Genomic DNA, 20,132 nt, shown 5'->3' with positions numbered 1-20,132 from the left:
AGGCTCCTCTGACGCAGAGGCGCCGTGGAAGCTCCCTGTGTCGGGTAGAGGGCGCGAGAAACAGACGGCTGTAACGGGCATTGCCCTGTCTCACCGGAAGGACATCGCCCATGAACGCCCAGCAGTCCGGAGCGCTTTCGCTCGCCTCGATCGCCCTCAACCTGACCCTGCTCGACACCCTCGTGGAGAAGGGACTTCTCGACCAGGAGGAGGTGCGGCGCCTCTTGCTCCAGGCGGACGACAAGGTCGGGAAGAGCCCGTCCATGGAGGTCACCCGGGGTTTTCTCGCCGGTCTCCGTCGTGATCTGGGGTTAGACGAAGCCTAGGAGCCCCGCCGCCGCTCGAACGGGGCGACGGGGCGAGCGCAGGCTTCGCCTTGGCGCTCTCGGCGGACCGAGACCCCCAGCGCTTGGCCGGCGGCGTTCCAACGGACGCGCCCCTCCGCGGGTTCCGGCGGTGCGCAGGCGGTCCGGATCGGCCTTGTGTCGCCTTTCCGACAGTGGCGGGCAACCCCGCTGCGCGGGGCTCGCAGGGGCCTCGTCGTGACCGTTGGCGGTCGCTGGAACCCCCCCGGCCCGACGCGCGCTTCGTCTGTCACATCCACAAGGAGCTCATAACCATGCGACACGCCCCGACCCTCGCCGCCGCCGCCGCCGCCGCCGCGCTTCTGTCCGCATGCAGCCCGCAGGGCGGAAACGAAGCGGTCGACAAGGCCCAGGACGCAGTCTCAGCACCCGTCGGCCAGACCTCGGCCGCGACCATGGGGAGCAACCTCGTCAGCGCCTATGTGCCCGGCGCGGCCATGGGAGACATGTATGAGATCGAGGCGGCGGACATCGCCCTGGAGCGGGCCAAGCGGGCCGACGTCAAGGCCCTGGCCCAGATGATCAAGACCGATCACACCGCCGCCGCCGCCGCCCTCAAGACGGCCGCCGCCTCCGCGGCTCCGGATGTCGCGCCGCCCGCCGAGCTGGACCAGCGTCGCAAGGGCCTGCTGGACAATCTGAGATCGGCGGGCGTGGCGGACTTCGACAAGGTCTATATCGACCAGCAGGTGGCGGCCCACCAGGAGGCCGTGACCCTGCATCGCGGATTCGCCGACAATACGGATGCGCCGGCCCTGGCGGCCCACGCACGGACTGTCCTGCCGAAGATCGAGGCTCACCTGCAGAAGGCCCAGGAGATCCAGGCCGCGATTTCCGGCTAGGCGACATGGCGCCCAGGCTGAAGGTCTTTGAATGGTCGGACGGCTTCCATCGTTTCACGGTGGCCGCCCCCTCCCGACCCAAGGCCCTGGCCGCCTGGGGCATCCAGCAGGACATCTTCGCTTCCGGCCTCGCAAGGGAGGCCCCCGAGGCGGAGGACGCCGAGGCGGCGCGAGCGCGACCTGGAGAGGTCGTCGAGCGTGGGCTGACGGTCGACATAGGCCAGGCCGGCCCCCGGGCGGCGCGGCGGAAGGCGCGCAAGCGACCGACCGCGGCGGAGCGGCGCCGGGCCCAGCACCTCGCCGACGAACTGGAGGCGCTCGATCGGGCACAGGCCGAGAGCGCGGAGGCTGTTCGCGTCGAGATGAAAAACCTTGAAGCGCGGGCCGCTGATGAGAAGGCGCGGTTTGACCAGACACGGACCAAGCTGGTTCGCGATCTGGCCAGGGCGCGCGAGAAACTATGATGGGCGGAGGCGCCGCGCCTCCCCGGAACCGGAGAGAACCCATGCAGACGCAGCCGACAAGCACTGACGCGGACATGGCGTCGACAGGATTTCTGAACGACGACGTCCACGACGGGGACCACGCCTCCTCGTCCATCCAGGCCGTCATGATCAACCGGCCCCGATCCGAGCTCTACGCCTTCTGGCGCGAGTTCCGGAACCTTCCTCTCTTCATGGCCAATGTCCGGTCCGTCAGCAGCGACGGACGCGACTGGGTCATAGCCGGGCCCGGCGGCATGGATGTCGAACTGGAAACCGAGATCGTCAAAGACCGGCCGGGCGAGAAGATCGCCTGGCGCTCCACGGAGGCGGCGGACGTCGATCACGAGGGCTGGGTCGAGTTCCGCGACAACGCCTTCGGGCGGGGGACCGAGGTCAGGGTCATGATCAGCTATGACCCGCCCGCCGGCGCCGTGGGCAAGCTTGTGGCCAAGGTGATGCAGCGTGAACCGCGCATCCAGGCCCGACGCGAACTTCGCCGCTTCAAACAGCTGATGGAGACGGGCGAGGTTTCCACCTCCCAGGCTCCCGCCGCCGCGCCCCGCGGCTGATCATCAAGGACGAAATCCATGCGCGCACTGACCTGGCACGGCAAACACGATGTTCGGGTGGACACGGTCCCCGATCCCGAGATCGTCAATCCTCGCGACGCCATCATCAAGATCACCGCCACCGCCATCTGCGGCTCGGACCTCCACCTCTATGATAGCGTCATCCCCGGCATGCACCGCGGCGACATTCTCGGCCATGAGTTCATGGGCGAGGTCGTCGAGGTGGGGCGGGGCAATACGAGCCTCAGGGTCGGGCAGAAGGTGGTGGTGCCCTTCGTCATCGCCTGCGGCCAGTGCTTCTTCTGCGGCAAGGAGCAGTATTCGGCCTGTGACAACTCCAACCCCGCCGACAAGTCCGACGCCTCCGAGGTCGCCTACGGCTATCCCGCCGCCGGGCTGTTCGGCTACTCGCACCTGACCGGCGGTTACGCCGGCGGGCAGGCCGAGTATGCGCGCATTCCCTATTCGGACTTCGGCCCCATCGTCGTGCCTGACGGCATCGAAGACGAGCGGGTGCTCTTCCTGTCGGACATCTTCCCCACCGGCTGGATGGCGGCGGAAAACGCCGGGATCGAGCCGGGCGACACGGTGGTGGTCTGGGGGTGCGGGCCCGTCGGCCTGTTCACGATCAAGAGCGCCATCCACATGGGCGCGGCGCGGGTGATCGCCATCGACCACCATCCGCGCCGTCTCGCCCTGGCGAAACAGAACGGCGCCGAGGTCCTCAACTATCATGAGGTCAAGGTGCTGGAGGCCCTCAAGGAGATGACGGCGGGCATCGGCCCTGACGCCTGCATCGACGCCGTGGGCATGGAGGCGCACGGTTTCGCTCCGGACAACATCATAGATGCGGTCAAGCAGGAGACGAAACTGGGCACGGACCGCCAGCACGTCCTGCGCGAGGCCATCATGGCGTGCCGCAAGGGGGGCCGCATCTCCATGCCCGGTGTCTATGGCGGCATCGGCGACAAGCTGCCGATCGGCGCCTTCATGCAGAAGGGGCTGACCCTGAAGACGGGGCAGACCCACGTGCAGAAATACCTGCCCAAGCTGCTGGAGCTGGTGATGGACGGTCAGATCGACACGACCGACCTCATCAGTCATCGCCTTCCCCTCGAGGAGGCGGCGACGGCCTACGAGAACTTCCACGACAATCCCAATGAGTGGACCAAGGTCGTCCTCAAACCCTGAGCCGCCTCAGGACGCCCGGCTCGTCGGCGAGCAGGACGAAGGCCCGTCTCCGGTGGAGACGGGCCTCGATGGCGGAGCCTTGCGGCTCGACGCGGTCGGATGAAGGCGGGCGGTCGGGCTAGTCCGGGCTCAGGCGACGGGCCCAGCGGGCTTCGTCGCTCGAAGGACCGAGGCGTTTACTGGCGATTGTCGCGTTCATGGCGCTTCTCCTCGCTGGACGCCTGCCGTGTCGAACGCGCCTCGGCCGAATGACCCTTGTGCACATCCTTCTCGCCTCCGCCGCCCGAGACCTGGCTGCGGGGCGACAGATGATCGGGATCTTCGGCGTCCTTCACTACGGGATCGGGCTGCGGGGTCTGCCGGTTCTGGTGACTTGAGCCCGGGCCGCCCCAGCGGTCGGCGTCCTTGTCTCGGTCCATTGACGTGTCTCCCTCTGTTGGTCCACGCCTGTCGAACCGTCGGCATGACGCCGTGTTCCTACTGTCGGGCAGCGGGCCCTGGCAGCCTTGGCGGAACCCGTTTCGGTCCCTTGTCAGGGCGGGCGCCCTAGTCGCGTGGTGTTGAACGGTTGCTGACGGGCAGGATATCAGTTCCGGCTTTGTTCTCTTTCTGCTAGGCGTGGCGAATGGACGTTGCCGCGCTTCGTAAGATCATCCATGTGGATATGGACGCCTTCTTCGCCTCGGTGGAGCAGAGGGATGATCCGGCCCTGCGCGGACGGCCGGTGGCCGTAGGCCACGCCGCTTCGCGCGGCGTGGTCGCCGCCGCCAGCTATGAGGCGCGCAGGTTCGGCGTGCGGTCGGCCATGCCGTCGAGCACGGCCTTGCGGAAATGCCCTGAGCTGATCTTCGTACCGCCCCGGTTTGAGGTCTATCGCGCCGTCTCGGCGCAGATCCACGCCATCTTCGCCGACTACACCCATCTGATCGAACCCCTGTCGCTCGATGAGGCCTACCTCGACGTCACCGCCAATATCCGGGGACTGCCGACGGCCTCGGCGACGGCGGAGGAAATCCGCGCGCGCATCCTCGAGAAGACGGGTCTGACGGCCTCGGCCGGGATTTCCTACAACAAGTTCCTGGCCAAGCTGGCCTCGGACCAGCGTAAGCCGAACGGCCAGTTCGTGGTCCCGCCCGGGCGAGGGGAGGCCTTTGTCGAAGCCCTGCCGGTCAAGCGTTTCCATGGCGTGGGGCCGGTCACGGCGGAGAAGATGAACCGCCTGGGCATAGAGACCGGCGCGGACCTGAGGCGTCAGTCCCTGGCCTTCCTGCAGCATCACTTCGCCAAGTCCGGCGCCTGGTATCATGGCGTGGCGCGGGGAGAGGACCACCGCCCCGTCAATCCGGATCGCGAACGCAAGTCGAGCGGGTCGGAGACCACCTTCGCCAGCGATCTGGTCGATCCGGCGGCGATCGAGGCCGGGCTGGACGAGATGGCGGACGATGTCTGGGCCTGGTGCGAGAAGGCCGGGTCGCTTGGCCGGACCGTGACGGTGAAGGTCAAATGGGCGAACTTCCAGCAATCGACCCGGAGCCGCTCCTTCAATGAGCCGGTCGCCTCGAAGGCGCGCTTGCGCGAGATAGCCCGGCTGCTGGCAAGATCCCTCTATCCGCCGACCAGGGGCGTACGGCTTGTCGGCGTGATCCTGTCCAATCTGGAGAAGGCGTCGCCGGGATCGCCCTCAAGGGCTTGTCCGGGCGAGCTGGCGCTATGACCGCCATGCTCCAGGCGGACCTGTTCGGGCACGCGCCCCAGCCTGCCGTGCCTCCGGGCTTCGACTATTGGCCGGAGGTCCTGGCGGCATTCGAGCAAGCGGCGGTGGTCGAGCAACTGCAGCGGTTGAGCTTCAGGCCCTATGAGCACATGGGCTACCAGGGCTTCCGGCAGATCGCCGCCTTCGGGCGCCGCTATGATTTGGAACGGGGCAGGCTGGAAGCAGCCGATCCCTGGCCGGATTTCCTGAAGGGGCTTTTGGGGAGTCTGACCGGTCGGCTCGGCCTTGATGAAACGGCCTTCGTCCAGGCTCTGGTCAATGAATACGCCCCCGGCGCCGGGATCGGCTGGCACCGCGACAGACCGGTCTACGGGGAGATCCTCGGCGTCTCCTTTCTCGCGCCTTGCGTGATGCGTCTGCGCCGGAAGGACGGGACGGGATGGCGTCGGTCAACCGCGCCGCTGGCGCCCGGATCGGCCTATCGGCTGTCAGGCGCGGCGCGCAGCGACTGGGAGCATTCGATCTCGCCGATGACGGTCCTGCGCTATTCCATCACCTTCAGGACCCTGGCTGGCCAGAGCGTCTAGCTCGCCAGGATGTCGGCGGCTTCGGGATAACGCTGGGCCAGGCGAGAGGCCCAGTCCGCAGACACCGGGCGAGCCTGCCGGGCTTCCCGGGGTCGGGACAGGACGAGGGCCGCGGCCTCCCTGTGAGCGGGCCAGTCCATCAGGAGGCGCATGGCGGCCTCGAAGTCCGGATGGCTGGAGGCGTGGACGAAGGCCCGGTCCAGGGCTTCGACGTCGTCGAAGTCGGGCAGGCGCGAGAGGTAGTCACGCAGAACCGGAGCCGACAGGTCGCGTTCGAACAGGCTCCAGCGCAGGTCCTGGGCCTCCTGGCGGCTTCCTTCGGCGTCGAGCACGTCGATGGAGGCGGCTTCCCAGGCCGGGGTCAGGCGTGGTGCGCCGTTCTTCGGGCTGTGGCCAAAGGTCCAGGGGCGGTTGAGCGGGGAGGCGCTCAAGGCGGCCTCCAGGGCGGCGCGGGCTTCGGCGACGCGGCCGGCGTCCAGGAGGCGGCGGGCGATGTCTGCGGCTATGTCGGGGGATCGGGCCTGTTCGGGGGTGACGAGCGACAGCCAGAGGTCGAGGTCCCCGGCCCTGTCCGCGAGGCGGCGCAGCAGGTTCCGGCCTGCCGGGGTCTTCCGGGCCGAGGCGTCCAGGCTCTCGAGCAGCCGGCGGGCGGCGACGGGACCCAGAGCGTCCCCTGCAGCGGAAATCCAGCGCCCATAGTCCTGCGGACGCCGTTCAAGGGCGTCGACCAGATCCTGCAGGGCCTTGTCGCCGCCAGCCTCGGCGAGCGCGAAGAGATCAGGCGCCGCCGCTTCGAAGGCGGCGGGGAGTTCGCCCCTGGTGTCCTTCACGCGGGCGGCCAGGCCAGGATAGAGATCGAACCAGCGGATGAGGACGGCGAGCGCCTCGACGGGCGCCTCCGGCGACAGGCGCTCCATGATCATCCGGAGGTGGGCGTTGAGGTCCTCGATCAGCTCGCCGCGCTTGCGCCATGACACGCGGGTGCGGGCGGCGGCGAGGGCCGTGATGCGCTTGTCGATCTCCAGCGCCAGGACATCCGGACCCGCCTCGGCCGCCAATTCAAGGCGAAGGCGGCGCTTCAGATTGGCGTTTCCGGCGCCAGCCTCGATCAGCAGGTCGGCCAGGCGCGGCGCGCCGAGATGGACGAGGCTGGCGGCTGACAGCCGCGTCGAGAGTCTTGATTGATGCGCCATGAGGTCCTTTGCGAGGCGGGCGAACCTGCCCGAACCCTTATACCATGCTCAGCCTGACGCCTGTCGAAACGGGAGAGGTCGAGTTCGGCGAGGGGTCTTTTAGCGAGATATCCGTTCCGACGGCTTCATGGCGCCGCCGGGGCCCACTGAAGGCCCGCTCTGATAGTCGGCGCTCAGGCGCGGAAAGTCGACCGTTCCGCGGCTGAGTCGCCGGAAGCCTGGACCCCCCGCTCGATGGCCGCGTAGAGGGTTTCGGGTTGCACTGGCTTGCCGATGAAATCATCCATCCCCGCCGCCGCATATTCCTCCTGTTGATGCTGCAGGGCGTTGGCTGTCAGGGCGAGGATCGGCGTGCGCTTGCGTCCCAGGAAGGCCTCTTCGGCGCGGATCGCGCGCGTGGCGGCTATGCCGTCCATGACGGGCATCTGGATGTCCATGAGGATCAGGTCCCAGTCACGCTGTCGCCAGGCCTCGACAGCCTCCTGGCCGTTTTCGACAAAGTGGCATTCCACGTCGGCCGGTTCGAGAAGAAGCTCGAGGACCTTGCGATTGATCGGATGATCCTCCGCCGCCAGAATTTGAAGTGCCGCGGGCGGGTCGCACGGTGAGACTTCGCTGACGGCGGCCGCCGGCAGAGCCGGTTCCGCCTCTTGCTGCGGTCGGGACGTGTTCCGTCGTTCGGGCAGCGGGAGGACGACTTCGAACCTCATGCCCGCGTCCGGAAGACGTTCGGCGCGAATGTCGCCCTTCATCAGCGCGACGAGATCGGCGCAGAGAGAAAGGCCCAGACCGGCGCCGCCGTGACGGCGCGTCGGGGACTCATCGAGCTGCACGAACTTCTGGAAAAGCAGCGCCATCTGGTCGGCCCCCACCCCGGGACCGGTGTCGGACACCGCCAGCCGCAAGCCCTGCGGGGCGGGGCGAGCCTCGACCAGTATCCGGCCATGGTCGGTGAATTTGACGGCGTTCGAGATGAGATTGGCCATGATCTGGCGCACCCGCGTTTCATCGCCGACATAGACCTCCGCAAGGTCCGGCGAGGCGGCCAGACGCAGCTCCAGGCCCTTGGCCGCCGCCGCGGGATCGAAGAGGCGGACCAGGCGGTCGAGCAGGTCGCGCAGGGCGAAGGGGCGGGAATCCAGAACGAAGTGACCGGCCTCGATCTTGGACAGATCAAGCATGTCGTTGAGCAGGACCCTGAGCGCTTCGCCGGATTCCAGGAGCAGCAGACTCTGCTCGCGCTCGCGCGGCGGCAGGTCGGCGTCCGCGAGCGCTCGCGCCAGACCCAGAACGCCGTTGAGCGGCGTTCTGATCTCATGGCTCATATTGGCGATGAAGGCGCTCTTGGCCCGGCTGGCCGCTTCCGCCTGACGGCGCGCGGCGACCGCCGCCGCCTCGGCGGCGCGCTGGCGCGCCATGGTCCTGGACAATCCCCTGACGGCGGCCACGGTCGCGGCCGCCAACAGCATGCCGGCCACCAGGAGCTGCACCGCCGGAAGCGGCGAGTCATAGCTGAGGTAGAGGAAGACCGGCAGGCTCAGGAGCAGTCCGATATGGGGCGCCAGGGCCGCCAGGGTGACAGCGCGCGAGCCGCCGGTCGTCATGGCCCCGTTGATGAGGGCTCCCGAAGCCAGGACAGCGGCGCAGACCAGGCCGAGCGTGTCCTGCGTCATGGCCTGGCGCAGGGCGAAGCTGGCGAAGACCAGGTTGCCCGCCAGTACCAGAGCCAGACCCGGATACGTCAGACGTCGCCGGAGCCGGGGGGAGGCGCTCCACAGGGCGGTCAGGAAGCGCTCGCCCGCCTGGACGAGAAGATAGGTCCCGGTCCAGGCCAGGGCGAAAAGAGGACCCGTCATGGGCCAGAAGACCAGGGCGATCAGCAGGCCGAACCCGATCCGCGTGCGCCACTGCTCCGCGCGCCGTCTCAGGGCCTCTCCAATCCACCGTCGCTCCATAGGGGTCATGCCGGTCTCTCCTGAGGGCGAGGATGGTGGGACGGTCTTCGTCAACAAAACGTTCGCCGTCTGCGTGAAGCGGAACAGAGCATGGCTCTTGATCATTGCCGCTACGGAGCTGTGATGCGCTCCATCCTTCGGCGGGCGGACGTCGTCGTTGCAAGACGCGCGGCGTCCGCCATCCGCCGTTGGAAAGTCCCCCGGTTCCCGATCGGGGGGCGCCGCCAATGTCGGGACTGGCCCTGTGTCGGGCATCCGACACAGGGAGACGGCGGCCGGCGAGAGCGCTTGACGAAGGAGGAGAGCCGGGAGCGATCCATGTCCTATCTGGTCACCTATGAAGCCGGCGAGAAAGACCTCGCCACCTGCGTGTCCGACGACCGCGCCGCCCTGCGCCTGGCGGCGTTGTTCGAGGCCCAGGGGCTGACAGGCGTGGTCATTCAGGACGGGGGAACGGGCGAGGTGTTTTCGCCCCTGGCCTTCCGCCTTCGATGCGGGCCGGACGCAGGACTGCAGGGCCGTGGACTGAAAGCGCTTTGAAATGCGCGGCCCGCCGGCGACGTCCTGGCATCAGGAAAATGAAAGCTCGGCGCGCTCGGCGCCCTGCCGCGCGACAAGGCGCGCCGAACGGCCTCTCACCCGGAGGCGGTCGATCCTGACAGCCTCCCAGCCGGCTGGGAGGGTGATCGGGCGGCGGGCCCAGGTATCCGGCTCGCCGTCGTCCACCACGAGTCCGGTCAGACCGTAGCAGAGGCCGAGAAGCATGCCGCCGAGATTGGCGAAGAAGGGCCCGGCTGCGGGTCCTTCCACGTGATCCAGCCGATATTCGAGGCACTGGTGAAACCGGGGGCGGTCGTAGGCGGCGAAGCCTTCTTCAAACAGCTTGAGCGCGAGGTCCCGGTCGCCGGCCATCGCGGCCCAGACGCAGTAGAGGGCGGGCAACATGGGCGATCCGACATAGTCGGGCCAGAGCTTGAGGTAGAAGGCCAGCGTCTTGCGGCTCACGGAGGGCGAGGCCGGATAGTCATAGGGAAATAGTCCGGCCAGGGGAGAGGGCGTGGCGCCCTTTTCCTCGCGGCGGTCATAGTCGTCATGGGCGGCGATGACCCCGTCGAAGCGCACCGGCAGGTAGAGGTCGGCGAACACCATCTTCCAGGCGTCGGGCGCGGGCCGCCGCAGGCGTTCCGAGACGCGCAGGGCGCGCCGAAGTACGTCGGCGCCGGCCATGAGACTGAAGGCGTCGTTGTCCGGGGGCGTGGGGACCTCCGCCGGGCCCATGGACCGCAGAAGCTCAAATCCCCGACCTGTCCGGCTCACCCGGCTGACGAACCAGTCGGCCACCCCGCTGAGGACCGGCCAGGCCTCCTCTTCCAGAAATCTCTGGTCGCCCGTGGCGTCGGCGAAGAGGGAGAAGGCGCGGGCCACATGCAGGGAGACATGGTCCTCGTGATGGGCGGCGTCGCCGGCGCCGGGCGCCGCCTCCTGGCCGGTGCCGGGCGCCGCCTCCCAGGGATATTGCAGCCCCTGACGGTCGGAGAGGCGCGCATTGGCCGCCGCAGCAGGCCGGCCTCGACTCCGGAAGGCCAGCATGGCGCGCGCCGCGTCCGGCTGCATGAGGATCAGGGGCGGGAGGCAGAAGGCGTCCACATCCCACATCACGTGGCCGTAGTAGTAGTGATAGTCCCGCCAGGTCGCGAGGCCGAAGATCGAGGTGGAGGCCGGCGAAGCGGGGTGGGCGGAAGCGTTCAGGTAGTAGAAGGCGGCGTCGACAAGCGCCTGGTGCCGCGCGCTCGCGCCCACAATGACAATCCGACCCTCCCATATCTCCGCCCAGGCTGCGCGGTTGCATCGTCTCAAGACGTCGAAACCGTCCCGGGACGCTCGCGCCACGCGCCTGACGGCCTCCTCGTCCGGCCGTCCGTGGAGGACGGAGGGGATTAGGGCCGCCAGTTGCCGAAAACGCGCGGCTTTTCCTGAAGCCAGCCGGATCTCATGCTCCGTGCAGAGGGGGCCGGCGTCGCACCAGGTCAGGACCTTGCGGCCGGCGGCCGCAGGGGCTTCGGTGGCCAGGGCCAGGCCGCATTGGCCGAGCGCTTCGGCCGTTTCCCAAAGGAGGCTGCCGTCACAGGCCGCCTCGGGTTCGCCGGGCGCGTCCGTGCGCCGTCGTGCGATCCGTCCGGTCACTCCGGCGATCGACACCACAGCCCGGAACTTCAGGTCACAGGGGCCGTCGGCTGTGACCCGGACCTCCTGGGCGACGATCGAGGGGGCGGTGCGGCTGGCGAAGGTCACGACCTCCACCGAGAGGGTCCGGGCCCCGGCCTTAAAAGTGAAGGCGGAATGGAGCTCGGCGGTCGCGAAGTCGTAGGACTGTCGGAGATCGCCGACGCCCCAGGGCTGCTCGCTCATCCAGACCCCGTCGATCGCCAGATCCCCGGATAGCGGATAGGGCGCAGCCGCGGCGGCCTCGATCCCGCGCTCGGGGTGGGCGCCGGCGAGGCCGCTGACGAGAACCATGCCGGCGAAGAGGGGGACCTCGCGGACCCTCAGGCCGATCAGGCCGTTGCCGAGATAGGCCGGCAGATCGCCGTCCCTCGGCCCGGAAGCCGGTTCGGGGCTCAGGGGCGGCGCGGGACGGTCATCCATTCGGCGGACGCTCCGCCGGCTTATTGGGGCCGGTCTCTTTCGACCGCCGTCGATCGGGCGGTCTCTTGAAGATGTCGCCGACCACCGTCGCGTCCGGACCGTCGGGACCGGCGCGCTTGCGGGCCTCGCGGCCCACGCGCTCCACGGCCTCGTCGGATTCGTCAGCCTCGGGCTTGCCGCCCGGCGTCGCGGCGTTGCGCGCCCGTCCTCGGGATTGCTCGGATGTCATGGTCGTACTCCTGGCCTCCGATACAGACGACCTCCCGGCAGGAATGGTTCCTTTCCACGCGCGAGACCCAGCTTGTGTCGGGGGCCGGTCTCAGCGGCCTTGCTCCCAAATACCGTCTGCTACGACGACCCAGGGGGCGCTCGTCCGTCTGTCGCCCGATACCCTGTACCGCCGGCGCCCCTTCTATCTCCTTCAAGCGGAGCCGGGGGCTTGGCGGCCGGTTTTGTCGCCTGGGTCAAGGCGCAGGCCCACGCCTGCATGGGTAAGGCGTTTTCTGCGAACGCGCCCTTGGGACGGTAGCGGCGGGGCGCATTCAAGCCAGGTGGTCCGCTCGATCCCCCCAACATCGGCCTGATTGACGCTGAGGGCGTCCTGCATCTGAAGGATCGCAATCCGCCATGATCCTCTCCGGCGGCTAACGTCTGCTTGCGACGCTTGCGTTCAGCCCAGGACGAACAGGTGAACGGGGCGTGCGCCGGGTCTGATCCAGCCCTGAGCCAGGCCGGGCGTCTTCGGACCGGAGGGAAGGAAAGGGCGCTCTGGGGCGCTCCGCTCGGGAGCCCAGGGAGGACTACGCCATGACTTCGCTCGTCGCTTTCGATTGCACCATTCCGGCTACGCCCTATGAGGAGGCCGCGGATCTGGACCTGTTGTCGGCTCTCCTGGAGCGGGAGCTGCCGGGATCGGGACGGGACGCCGCCGCCGCCCTGATCACGGACTTCGGGGGCCTGGCGGGGGTGGCGGCCGCGGACGCCGCCGCCCTGGCGCGAACGGGTCTGCCGCCCGGGGCTGTGGCCGGTTTCGCCAGCGTCAGGGCCCTGGCCCTGGCCATGGGCCGGGCCGAGGCCTGCAGGCGACCCGTCCTCTCGTCCTGGAGCGCGCTCCTGAGCTATCTGCGCATCTCCCTGGCCCATGCCCCGCGAGAACAGTTTCGGGCCCTCTATCTCAACAAGCGCAACATCCTGATCCGCGAAGAGCTGAGGGCTGACGGCACTGTCGATCACGCTCCTGTCTTCAATGCGGGGCCTGCGCGGGTGGAGCGTCTGGGGCGGGTTCCGGAAATCCCGGAAACCGAGGCCTACGTAGACCTGGTCCTGTCCTGCTATCTGGCCCTGGCCGCAGGTCGGGATGTCCGGTCCGCCCGGGACTGCCGAAGCCGGGAGAGAAGCCCATGATTGCGGAGCCAGGTCGAGCGGCGCCGGACGACGGGGCGGAGGATCTTCTGACGCGCAAGGAGGCCTCCGCCTTCCTCGCCGCCCTGGGCGTGCGCCTGAAACCGGCCACTTTGGCACGCCTCTGGTCCATGGGCGGGAACGGACCGCCATGTCTTCACGTGAGATCGCGTCCCTTTTACCCCCGCGGCCTGTTGCGGACCTGGGCCCTGGACCAGATTTCCGAAGTCCGCACGTCGGCGCCGGCGGCCGCCCGGGCGCGTCGCCATGGCTGAGGAAGGGATTTCGGGCGAGGAGGGCCCTGCGCCCGAGGGGCGTTTGCTGGTCTGGTCCGAGGTTCGGGCCCTGGTCGGCGTCAGCCGGACCACGGCCTGGCGTCTGCAGAAGACAGGCGGTTTTCCGGCCTCTGTCGCCCTTTCGCCCGGCCGGGTCGGCTGGTGGGAGAGCGAGCTGGAGGCGTGGCGGAAGAACCGCGACAGACGGCGTTGGCGCAGTCCTTCCAGCCCCCGTCTCAAGGGAATGGACCGACGCAGCCGAAAACCCTGTGAGGAGAGCCTGGCTTCGGAGTGTGAGGCGATGAAGCCCAGGGCGACTTCGCGACCCTCGCGAAGGACGCCGAGGTCCGCCGTCCATCCTGATCAGATCGACTTCGGCTTCTGATGCGGCCGCGGCAGGCTGGAACGGCCACAGCCTAGCGGTTATGCGCGGCGGGGCGCGCTCGGCTTCCTGACGGCCGGGCGGCGCCGGCTTGCGTCCGCGCCGGTTTCAAGGTCACTGGCGCCATGGGGAAATATGATCCGCTTCGCGACTACCTGAAAAGACAGAAGGTCGACGCTCTCGAGTTGAGCTTCGCCGAGATCGAGCTCAGGCTGCGCGCCATGCTTCCCAAGGGCGCGAGCCTTCCGCAGTGGTGGGCCGACGAGGCCGAACCGACGCCCCGTGATGTTCAGAAGGACGCCTGGCGAGCAGCCGGATTCGACGCCTGTCTCATCCCCGGCAAGGAACGGGTGAGGTTTGTGCGCAGACGCTGATCACCAGGAAGGTTCGGCGCCTGCGGCCGGCAAGAGGGCCTTGCCGAAAGCTTCGCGATCGATGCCGCCGAAGAAGGGGTGTTCGGCCTCCGGCTCACGGGACGTCTCTACCGATCCGACCGAGCGATCGCCGTCGAAGACGTAGCCGGTGCGGCCGCCGAAGCGGAGGGCTCCAGCCTCCTGCATCGCCTGGTCGTCCTCGACGGCCTCCAAGACCTTCATTTCGACGTCATGCCGGTCGTCGCCCTCGATGAAACAGAAGTAGATCATGGTTTCTCCTGGGCGAGCGGTTCAGCGAGCGAAGCGACGGCCGGCTTCAGCGCGGGGTTCATCGATCCGCAGGGCTCGGGCGAAGGGGGCGACCTGCCAGAGACCCGCAAGCCCGACGAGGACGTAGACGCCGCGGGTGATCGCCGAACCGTCGCCGAAGAGGGCGGATACGAGGTTGAAATCGAAGGCGCCGACGAGGCCCCAGTTCACGGCTCCGATGATGATCAGGAGAAGGGTGATGAGATTGACGGCTTTCATGGTCTGTACTCCGTGTGACGTCGATCAATCGGGCCGGGCCCCGCCCTTGTTCCGGCAAGACCGGTATCGGTCACAGACGCAGGCGTTCGCGAAACGCCGAGCCGGCCGGCCGGCCCGGGCGGCTCATGGTCCGATCCGCACATATCGAACTCCCGGGCGAGGTCAGGGATTGATGTCGTGGGACCGAACTGGATGGAGACGCAGACCCATGATCACGAACCATGAAACCGACGACACCCGGCACGGCGATCAGCGCGGCCCGCACGCTCCAAAGGCCGGTCATCAGGGCCCGGCCGAGGCGGTCGATAGTCTGGCCGACGACCAGGCGGAAGAACTCCTGATGGACGGTCAGGAGGAGGTGTTTTCCCGAACGGAGATCGAGAGCGGCCGTATTGAACATCATGTCGGCGAGGAGGGGGCCGCCCCAGTGTCGTCTTCCCGACCCAAGTCCGCCGACTAGGAACCTCGGGCCGGGCCATGGTTTCAGATCCCATGCCCCATCCCCTTCAGGAAAAGGACGCCCAGTGGCGCCGACGCGGCCAGGGCGCCAGGCCGATCTTCGATCCCGGCACGGCGCCGGCGGGCGCGGACGAAGAGGCCGGAGGCGCCCGTCGTTCGCCCCTTCCGAAGAGGGTCCTGAGACCCCCTTGCCCACGGAGCCTGTGTACCAACCGGGAGGCCCGCGTCTCACGCCGACCTTCTGGTACGGATGTGCGGCCGCCATCGGCGTGGTCATGGCCGTGCTCGGTCTCTTGAGCCTTTGAACAGGCGGACCTGAACGAAGTTTCGACTATCGGTCGAGCGGTCCGCGCCCCCTTGCCCATATGAAAAGGACCAACATGCTCCCGAATCCCCATGAAGCCTCGGCCAGGGCCGTGCGGAACAAACGGCCGGTCGAGGCCCAGTACGTGCGCCAGGGCCGAAAAGGGTCGCGGATCATGGCGGTTCTCCTGGGAGGCCTGGTGCTGACGGCTGTCGGCTTCGCCGTGGTCTGGGCCTTCTGGGCGGGGCCTTTCGCCTCCGCTCCCGTGGATAACGGCTCCCAGGTCGAAGACGCCGCAGCCTTCCAGGATGAGGCCGGCAGGCGGCTGACGACGGATGCGCCTGTGACGGCCGCCGGCGACTCCGCGCCTTCCCGGACGAACGGGGCGTCGCGCGGCGCATCGGGCGCCGCCGCGACGGCGTCACGCTGACGCCGAGATGCAGAGCTTCCTCTTCGAGTCTGACGCAGGGCCTGACGGCAGGACGTTTAGGTGGCGATCGAGCCTCGCATCGGTGGACGAGGCCCGGGTGGAGGCGGTGCGCACCCTGGGCGAGCTTCTTCGGGACGACGGCGCCGCCTTCTGGAGTTCGCGCGAGGCGCGGATGACGGTCTCATCCCCTCGGGGCGAGATCCTGTTCCAGCTGGTGCTGAGCTCCGCCGGGGCGCCGGCCCTCACGGATGACCAGAGACGCGAGGATCCGGACGCCTGTCGAAGAGCGCTGTGGGAAATGCGCGAGATCGCCGCCGCCGCCGCGCTCCAGGACAGTCCCATGACTGATCAGGAAGCTCTGCACACCCTCGCCGCCATAGCGGCCTGGGTGCAGACCGAGGCGCCGGCCGACGGCGCGGCCTGCGGGACTGTGATCGATCTCCTGGTCGATCTCACCGCCGGGATCGATATCGACGCCCTGGACGACGCCCAGGCCATGACGCGGTTTCGCCAGATCGAGAAGAGTCTGGTCGTCTGACGGTCGTGGATACCGTCAGTCGGCGAGTTCGATCCAGGTCGGCGCGTGATCGCTCGATTTTTCCCAACCTCGGACCTCGCGATCGACGTTGGAGGCGCGGAGGCGATCGACGAGGGAGGGGCTGACCAGAAGATGGTCGATGCGCAGTCCCGCGTTGCGGGCGTAGGCGTTCCTGAAATAGTCCCAGAAGGTATAGATGGTCGCCTGCGGGTGGTGCAGGCGCAGGGCGTCGGTCCAGCCCTGGTCGAGCAGGCGGCTGAAGACGCGCCGCGCCTCGGGACAAAAGAGGGCGTCGTCCGTCCAGCGCTCCGGCTTGTAGACGTCCGCGGGGGTCGGGATGATGTTGTAGTCGCCCGCCAGCACCACCGGCGCTCCGGTCTCGATCAGCCGGGCGGCATGGGCGATGAAGGCCTCCGCCCAGGCGAGCTTGTAATCAAAGCGGGGGCCGGGCGCCGGATTTCCATTGGGAAGATAGAGGCAGCCCACGAGAACGCCGTTTATCGCAGCTTCGATGTAACGGCTCTGGCTCGGGTCAGGGTCGTCGGGAAGGCCGCGTCGGGTTTCGTGGATGGCCATTCCCTTCGCCAGAACGGCGACCCCGTTCCAGCTTTTCTGACCCAGCCATATCGCCTCATAGCCGAGGTCGCCGAGGGCCTGCGCGGGGAAGTTCGCCTGCTGGGCCTTGAGCTCCTGCAAGCAGACGACGTCCGGGCGGCTCGCCTCCAGCCAGCGGAGCAGCACCGGCGCCCGGCCGTTGATCCCGTTGACGTTATAGGTGGCGATCCTCACCGCGCAAAAGCGCCGGGTCGAGAAGGTCGGCGGCGCCGATCATCCGAAGGAGCCCTTGTAGGGAGGAGCAGAAAGACCATGGCACTTTAAAAGCGGCTGGCGCAGAGCTGTTCCGCCACGTCGGGGACGCCTCAGGAATGGTCGGGCTTGGCGGGGGCCGTGACCGACACGCGCCAGATCTCGCGGCCGTCTGCATTCTGGACGACAAGGTCGAAGCCGAAAGGCGCCGGGAGAGCCGTAGACTGTTCAGCCAGCAACTCGGCGGCGAAGCGAACCCCTTCGCGGTAGGCGAAGGCGTCCGAGGCGGCCTCGTTCTCGAGCACCAGTTCCTTGTCCGGTTGGGTGACGATATATCTGTAGAGCGCCATGACAGACATCTATACGCAGCTACGTGAAGATCGGATGATTTCGGGTCAGTCACCGACACAGGGGCTTATCGCCAGACTCGCGCGGCGGGACAGGATTGGTCCCGCCGAGCGGATCGCACTGGAACAGGCGCTCGACGCCCCCGTCCTGCATCGCGCCGGAGAAATGATCCTCCAGTCAGGCGCCCGTCCTTCGAGCTGCCGCCTGCTCGTTTCCGGGCTCGTCGCCCGCATCAAGGATTTCCAGAGCGGCGCGCGCTCCATCGCCCAGCTTAGCGTAGCTGGAGATTTTCTCGACCTGCACGGCTTGGTCATGAAACAGGTGGACCATGGCGTCCTGGCGCTGACCGACTGCATCACCGCGTCCCTGCCTCACAGCCTTATGGCGGATATGATTGAGACCTGGCCCCATCTCGGTCGGCTGTTCATGCTGGAGCTGGCCGTCGACGGGGCGATCCAGCGCGAGTGGTTTCACCGACTAGGCCGCCAGGATGCGCTCGGGCGGATGGCTCACCTTCTGTGCGAGCTCGACGCCCGGATCGCTATGGCGGGACTGGGGAACGAGGACGGATTCAGCCTGACCATGACCCAGGAAGATTTCGCCGACTGCCTCGGGCTTTCATCGGTGCACGTGAACCGGACGCTCGCCGTGTTGCGCTCTCGCGGCCTGGCGTGCTGGCGGGCCGGACGGGTCGAAATCCATGACCGCGCCGGGCTTGTCGCCCTGGCGGGCTTCGATCCGAACTATCTTCGTCCGGACGCCGCGCCGATCTAGGCGGCGCGGCGGATCAGTCGGTCTGGGCGATCCGCAGTCTGTGGCCAGGAACGACGCCGCGCTGCAGATAGGCCGGCTCGAAATCGGCCAGACCGACCAGTTGTTCCCAGTCCAGGACCTGGGCGGACCGGCTCGCGAGGGTCGCCACGGATCGGAGGGCCTTCAGAGTCCGATTGACGTGGACGGAGGTCATGCCCGTCGCGTCGGCGATCTGGTTCTGGGTCAGGGGAAACTCGAAAGAGTCCGCCCCGGTTTCGCGGACGCCCTGGCGCGTCGCGATTTCGCAGATGAGATGGGCGATACGCCCAACGGCGTCCCGCCGACCTATGTTCACGACCCACTGCGACAGGATGGCTGCGTCGACCATGCAGTCCCGCCAGAACGCCTCGGCCAGGGCGGGGTGCCGGGCGGCTGCCGATCGCAGGGCCTGGTGAGGGATTTTGAGGACCTTCGTCCGGCAAAGGGCCTGCAGGGCGGAGGTCGCGCGGGGCTCCACGACGGACTGCAGATTGGCCATGTCGCCGGGAACGTGAAGCGCGGTGATCTGCCGGTCTCCGCGGGCGTTCTGGCCGAAACGTCCCAGCGCCCCCGTGACGACCAGGCTGGCGAATTCCGTCATCTCGCCGAGGGCGACATGGTCGATGTTCGCCTCCAGCTCGGATGGAAAGGCGGGCAGGTCCAGTACGGCCTGCTGTTCGACGGGCGTGAGCTGGGAGCGAAGGTTGAGACGGTTCAGAAAAACCTGAAGCCCGGCGCGGTTCTGACGCGGCAAACGATCACTCCGCCATGCAGCGGGAGCGTGCGCCCACGGCTGTCGAGGCCTGCGGACTCTTCTCGACAGTGAGTCACCATGATCTGCGGGAGAAGCGGCCGCAATAACCTATGATATAAAACGCCTGGCGTCGGAAAGCGGTGAGCGGCAAATCGCCCGAACGCAGATCTGCTCGTCAGAGGCAGGCTCAGGGTGAAAATCAGACCGTCCGGTTCGAAGCCCAGAAGGGTCCCGCCGGAGCGCGACGGCGCCTCCTCATTGCGGCCCGACTGCACGCCGGAGCGGGGAGGGATCAAAGGCGCCCGGCCAAGCTCGGGGTTAAGCAGGCAAGGAGAGGACAAGGCGCGGCGAAGTGTCCGGTACCGGACACCAAGAACCGTCAGCGGAAGAGGACATTTACAGTCGGCAATCACTTCGGGAGGTGAATTGTAATGCGGCTCGGCGACGTGTCAGCCCCTCTTCGGCACGTCCCGGGCCGCATTTTGCGGGCGAACGCGGGAGGGCGGGGGTGTTGAGGAAATCGGCTATCGAGCGGGCCTTCGAACTGGCGGATTCGGGTCGCTTCGCAATCCCCAGCGCAATACGAAAGGCCATGATCTCCGAAGGCTATACCCAGTCGGATGTCTTCACCCTCGAGGGTCGTGCGACCTGGACGCAGCTTCGCCGTCGGTGTCTGGCCGCCCGTGAACGGAGCGCGCGCTCCGGCAGCGCCTGCGCCGAGGATTCCAGCAATCCCGGTCGAGGAGCGGCGGCTTCACGGACATGACGACGGCGCGCGCCCGCGGCGGCCCGCTTTTCGAAGTCGCCCGTCTTCTCAAGGCCAGGGGCGTTACCTCGCTTCCTGGAAGCCCTTGTCGCTCAGTAAGAGGGCCCAGGCGCAAGATTGTCCGAGGATCTGACCTGCGGCGTGATCCCGACGTAGCGGCCGGGTGTCGAGGAGGTCCGGGCCGGTGTTTTCAGCAGGATCCGATACGGTTCGTCATCATGGGCGTCGCATCGCCCTCCACCAGAAGTTCACCCACAATCCTGCCCGTGCTTCTCAGGGCGTCCAGCCTCTCTTCGGCCTGATCCCATTCGCCTGCAGTCAATCGGCAGGAGAGGGTTTTGCCCAGCCATTCGTAGTCGATGAGGAAGGTCTTGTCGGCCATGATGGTTCTCCCCTGGGGGTGACGGGGGTGGAGCGGTGATGCGTC

26 protein-coding genes are annotated in these 20,132 nt (G+C 67.7%); 15 read left to right on the top strand and 11 right to left on the bottom strand.

All coding sequences use genetic code 11. The features are described 5' to 3' along the window. Nucleotides 1–110: 110 nt before the first annotated feature. From ACFYLW_RS07295 to ACFYLW_RS07275, 5 genes are all read left to right on the top strand, one after another. Complete coding sequence (locus ACFYLW_RS07295; RefSeq protein ID WP_312065271.1) at nucleotides 111–326, top strand: hypothetical protein; 216 nt, start codon at nucleotides 111–113, stop codon at nucleotides 324–326. 293 nt (nucleotides 327–619) lie between these two features. Further along, nucleotides 620–1,207 carry a DUF4142 domain-containing protein gene (locus tag ACFYLW_RS07290; RefSeq protein ID WP_312065270.1) on the top strand — a complete coding sequence of 196 codons (588 nt, stop codon included), beginning with the start codon at nucleotides 620–622 and terminating at the stop codon, nucleotides 1,205–1,207. A 5-nt stretch (nucleotides 1,208–1,212) separates the two neighbouring features. After that, nucleotides 1,213–1,671 carry a hypothetical protein gene (locus ACFYLW_RS07285; protein WP_313471984.1) on the top strand — a complete coding sequence of 153 codons (459 nt, stop codon included), beginning with the start codon at nucleotides 1,213–1,215 and terminating at the stop codon, nucleotides 1,669–1,671. A 41-nt stretch (nucleotides 1,672–1,712) separates the two neighbouring features. Beyond that, nucleotides 1,713–2,261, top strand: a complete 549-nt coding sequence (locus ACFYLW_RS07280; protein WP_313471985.1) for an SRPBCC family protein — start codon at nucleotides 1,713–1,715, stop codon at nucleotides 2,259–2,261. Nucleotides 2,262–2,279: 18 nt separating this feature from the next. After that, on the top strand, nucleotides 2,280–3,452 hold the full coding sequence (locus ACFYLW_RS07275; RefSeq protein ID WP_312066097.1) for a zinc-dependent alcohol dehydrogenase: 1,173 nt from the start codon (nucleotides 2,280–2,282) through the stop codon (nucleotides 3,450–3,452). A 176-nt stretch (nucleotides 3,453–3,628) separates the two neighbouring features. Here ACFYLW_RS07275 and ACFYLW_RS07270 read toward each other — a convergent pair whose 3' ends face one another. Further along, complete coding sequence (locus ACFYLW_RS07270; RefSeq protein WP_312066096.1) at nucleotides 3,629–3,871, bottom strand: hypothetical protein; 243 nt, start codon at nucleotides 3,869–3,871, stop codon at nucleotides 3,629–3,631. 206 nt (nucleotides 3,872–4,077) lie between these two features. Here ACFYLW_RS07270 and dinB point away from each other — a divergent pair, with 206 nt between their 5' ends. Both dinB and ACFYLW_RS07260 read left to right on the top strand, forming a co-directional pair. Next, on the top strand, nucleotides 4,078–5,166 hold the full coding sequence (dinB, locus tag ACFYLW_RS07265; RefSeq protein ID WP_312066095.1) for a DNA polymerase IV: 1,089 nt from the start codon (nucleotides 4,078–4,080) through the stop codon (nucleotides 5,164–5,166). Further along, nucleotides 5,163–5,753, top strand: a complete 591-nt coding sequence (locus ACFYLW_RS07260) for an alpha-ketoglutarate-dependent dioxygenase AlkB (protein ID WP_312066093.1) — start codon at nucleotides 5,163–5,165, stop codon at nucleotides 5,751–5,753. The genes dinB and ACFYLW_RS07260 overlap by 4 nt, the downstream gene beginning before the upstream one ends. Here the strand turns inward: ACFYLW_RS07260 and ACFYLW_RS07255 are convergent. Both ACFYLW_RS07255 and ACFYLW_RS07250 read right to left on the bottom strand, forming a co-directional pair. Beyond that, a complete protein-coding gene (locus ACFYLW_RS07255; RefSeq protein ID WP_312066091.1) occupies nucleotides 5,750–6,946 on the bottom strand; it encodes a DUF6880 family protein in 1,197 nt (398 codons plus the stop codon). The genes ACFYLW_RS07260 and ACFYLW_RS07255 overlap by 4 nt on opposite strands. Before the next feature lie 173 nt (nucleotides 6,947–7,119). Beyond that, nucleotides 7,120–8,910 carry a response regulator gene (locus ACFYLW_RS07250; RefSeq protein WP_313471986.1) on the bottom strand — a complete coding sequence of 597 codons (1,791 nt, stop codon included), beginning with the start codon at nucleotides 8,908–8,910 and terminating at the stop codon, nucleotides 7,120–7,122. A gap of 309 nt (nucleotides 8,911–9,219) precedes the next feature. On the opposite strand from ACFYLW_RS07250, the gene ACFYLW_RS07245 reads away from it, so the two are divergent. Beyond that, a complete protein-coding gene (locus tag ACFYLW_RS07245; protein WP_312063197.1) occupies nucleotides 9,220–9,441 on the top strand; it encodes a hypothetical protein in 222 nt (73 codons plus the stop codon). Nucleotides 9,442–9,471: 30 nt separating this feature from the next. Here ACFYLW_RS07245 and ACFYLW_RS07240 read toward each other — a convergent pair whose 3' ends face one another. Together ACFYLW_RS07240 and ACFYLW_RS07235 are read right to left on the bottom strand one after the other, a co-directional pair. Beyond that, nucleotides 9,472–11,547 carry a glycoside hydrolase family 65 protein gene (locus tag ACFYLW_RS07240; protein ID WP_390182938.1) on the bottom strand — a complete coding sequence of 692 codons (2,076 nt, stop codon included), beginning with the start codon at nucleotides 11,545–11,547 and terminating at the stop codon, nucleotides 9,472–9,474. After that, nucleotides 11,540–11,776 (bottom strand): hypothetical protein, encoded by a 237-nt coding sequence (locus ACFYLW_RS07235; RefSeq protein WP_312063193.1) that lies wholly within the window; start codon nucleotides 11,774–11,776, stop codon nucleotides 11,540–11,542. The genes ACFYLW_RS07240 and ACFYLW_RS07235 overlap by 8 nt, the downstream gene beginning before the upstream one ends. Before the next feature lie 578 nt (nucleotides 11,777–12,354). Here ACFYLW_RS07235 and ACFYLW_RS07230 point away from each other — a divergent pair. The 3 genes from ACFYLW_RS07230 to ACFYLW_RS07220 all read left to right on the top strand — a co-directional run bounded on the left by ACFYLW_RS07230 (nucleotide 12,355) and on the right by ACFYLW_RS07220 (nucleotide 13,979). Beyond that, entirely contained in the window at nucleotides 12,355–12,951 is a 597-nt protein-coding gene (locus tag ACFYLW_RS07230; RefSeq protein WP_313471987.1) for a JAB domain-containing protein, read from the top strand. Nucleotides 12,952–13,215: 264 nt separating this feature from the next. Then, entirely contained in the window at nucleotides 13,216–13,608 is a 393-nt protein-coding gene (locus ACFYLW_RS07225; RefSeq protein WP_313104967.1) for an AlpA family phage regulatory protein, read from the top strand. A 122-nt stretch (nucleotides 13,609–13,730) separates the two neighbouring features. After that, nucleotides 13,731–13,979, top strand: coding sequence for a hypothetical protein (locus ACFYLW_RS07220; protein WP_312063129.1), 249 nt, complete (start codon nucleotides 13,731–13,733; stop codon nucleotides 13,977–13,979). On the opposite strand, the gene ACFYLW_RS07215 is transcribed toward ACFYLW_RS07220, so the two are convergent. Together ACFYLW_RS07215 and ACFYLW_RS07210 are read right to left on the bottom strand one after the other, a co-directional pair. After that, nucleotides 13,980–14,249, bottom strand: a complete 270-nt coding sequence (locus ACFYLW_RS07215) for a hypothetical protein (protein WP_292083072.1) — start codon at nucleotides 14,247–14,249, stop codon at nucleotides 13,980–13,982. It abuts the gene before it with no gap. Between the two features lie 21 nt (nucleotides 14,250–14,270). Next, nucleotides 14,271–14,507, bottom strand: coding sequence for a DUF378 domain-containing protein (locus ACFYLW_RS07210; RefSeq protein WP_312063126.1), 237 nt, complete (start codon nucleotides 14,505–14,507; stop codon nucleotides 14,271–14,273). Between the two features lie 208 nt (nucleotides 14,508–14,715). On the opposite strand from ACFYLW_RS07210, the gene ACFYLW_RS07205 reads away from it, so the two are divergent. The 3 genes from ACFYLW_RS07205 to ACFYLW_RS07195 all read left to right on the top strand — a co-directional run bounded on the left by ACFYLW_RS07205 (nucleotide 14,716) and on the right by ACFYLW_RS07195 (nucleotide 16,238). Beyond that, a complete protein-coding gene (locus ACFYLW_RS07205; RefSeq protein ID WP_312063124.1) occupies nucleotides 14,716–14,967 on the top strand; it encodes a hypothetical protein in 252 nt (83 codons plus the stop codon). 379 nt (nucleotides 14,968–15,346) lie between these two features. Beyond that, on the top strand, nucleotides 15,347–15,700 hold the full coding sequence (locus tag ACFYLW_RS07200; protein WP_312063123.1) for a hypothetical protein: 354 nt from the start codon (nucleotides 15,347–15,349) through the stop codon (nucleotides 15,698–15,700). Nucleotides 15,701–15,782: 82 nt separating this feature from the next. Beyond that, the gene (locus ACFYLW_RS07195; RefSeq protein ID WP_313471988.1) at nucleotides 15,783–16,238 is read left to right on the top strand and encodes a DUF6894 family protein; all 456 of its coding nucleotides are present in this window, start codon (nucleotides 15,783–15,785) and stop codon (nucleotides 16,236–16,238) included. A 15-nt stretch (nucleotides 16,239–16,253) separates the two neighbouring features. Here the strand turns inward: ACFYLW_RS07195 and xth are convergent, their stop codons facing one another. Then, complete coding sequence (gene xth, locus ACFYLW_RS07190; protein ID WP_312063119.1) at nucleotides 16,254–17,027, bottom strand: exodeoxyribonuclease III; 774 nt, start codon at nucleotides 17,025–17,027, stop codon at nucleotides 16,254–16,256. Between the two features lie 131 nt (nucleotides 17,028–17,158). Continuing rightward, the gene (locus tag ACFYLW_RS07185; protein WP_312063117.1) at nucleotides 17,159–17,395 is read right to left on the bottom strand and encodes a DUF6894 family protein; all 237 of its coding nucleotides are present in this window, start codon (nucleotides 17,393–17,395) and stop codon (nucleotides 17,159–17,161) included. Between ACFYLW_RS07185 and ACFYLW_RS07180 the strand changes: the two genes are divergently transcribed. Continuing rightward, nucleotides 17,394–18,167, top strand: a complete 774-nt coding sequence (locus ACFYLW_RS07180; protein WP_312063115.1) for a Crp/Fnr family transcriptional regulator — start codon at nucleotides 17,394–17,396, stop codon at nucleotides 18,165–18,167. The two genes, ACFYLW_RS07185 and ACFYLW_RS07180, sit on opposite strands and share 2 nt — an antisense overlap. A 13-nt stretch (nucleotides 18,168–18,180) precedes the next feature. Here the strand turns inward: ACFYLW_RS07180 and ACFYLW_RS07175 are convergent, their stop codons facing one another. Further along, nucleotides 18,181–18,939 carry a Crp/Fnr family transcriptional regulator gene (locus ACFYLW_RS07175; RefSeq protein ID WP_312063113.1) on the bottom strand — a complete coding sequence of 253 codons (759 nt, stop codon included), beginning with the start codon at nucleotides 18,937–18,939 and terminating at the stop codon, nucleotides 18,181–18,183. 956 nt (nucleotides 18,940–19,895) lie between these two features. Further along, complete coding sequence (locus ACFYLW_RS07170) at nucleotides 19,896–20,087, bottom strand: hypothetical protein (RefSeq protein ID WP_312063111.1); 192 nt, start codon at nucleotides 20,085–20,087, stop codon at nucleotides 19,896–19,898. Nucleotides 20,088–20,132 lie beyond the last annotated feature (45 nt).

It is taken from the genome of Brevundimonas sp. NPDC007368 (genome assembly GCF_042869015.1).
GTDB lineage: Bacteria > Pseudomonadota > Alphaproteobacteria > Caulobacterales > Caulobacteraceae > Brevundimonas.
This window is presented reverse-complemented; position numbering and strand designations above follow the sequence as displayed.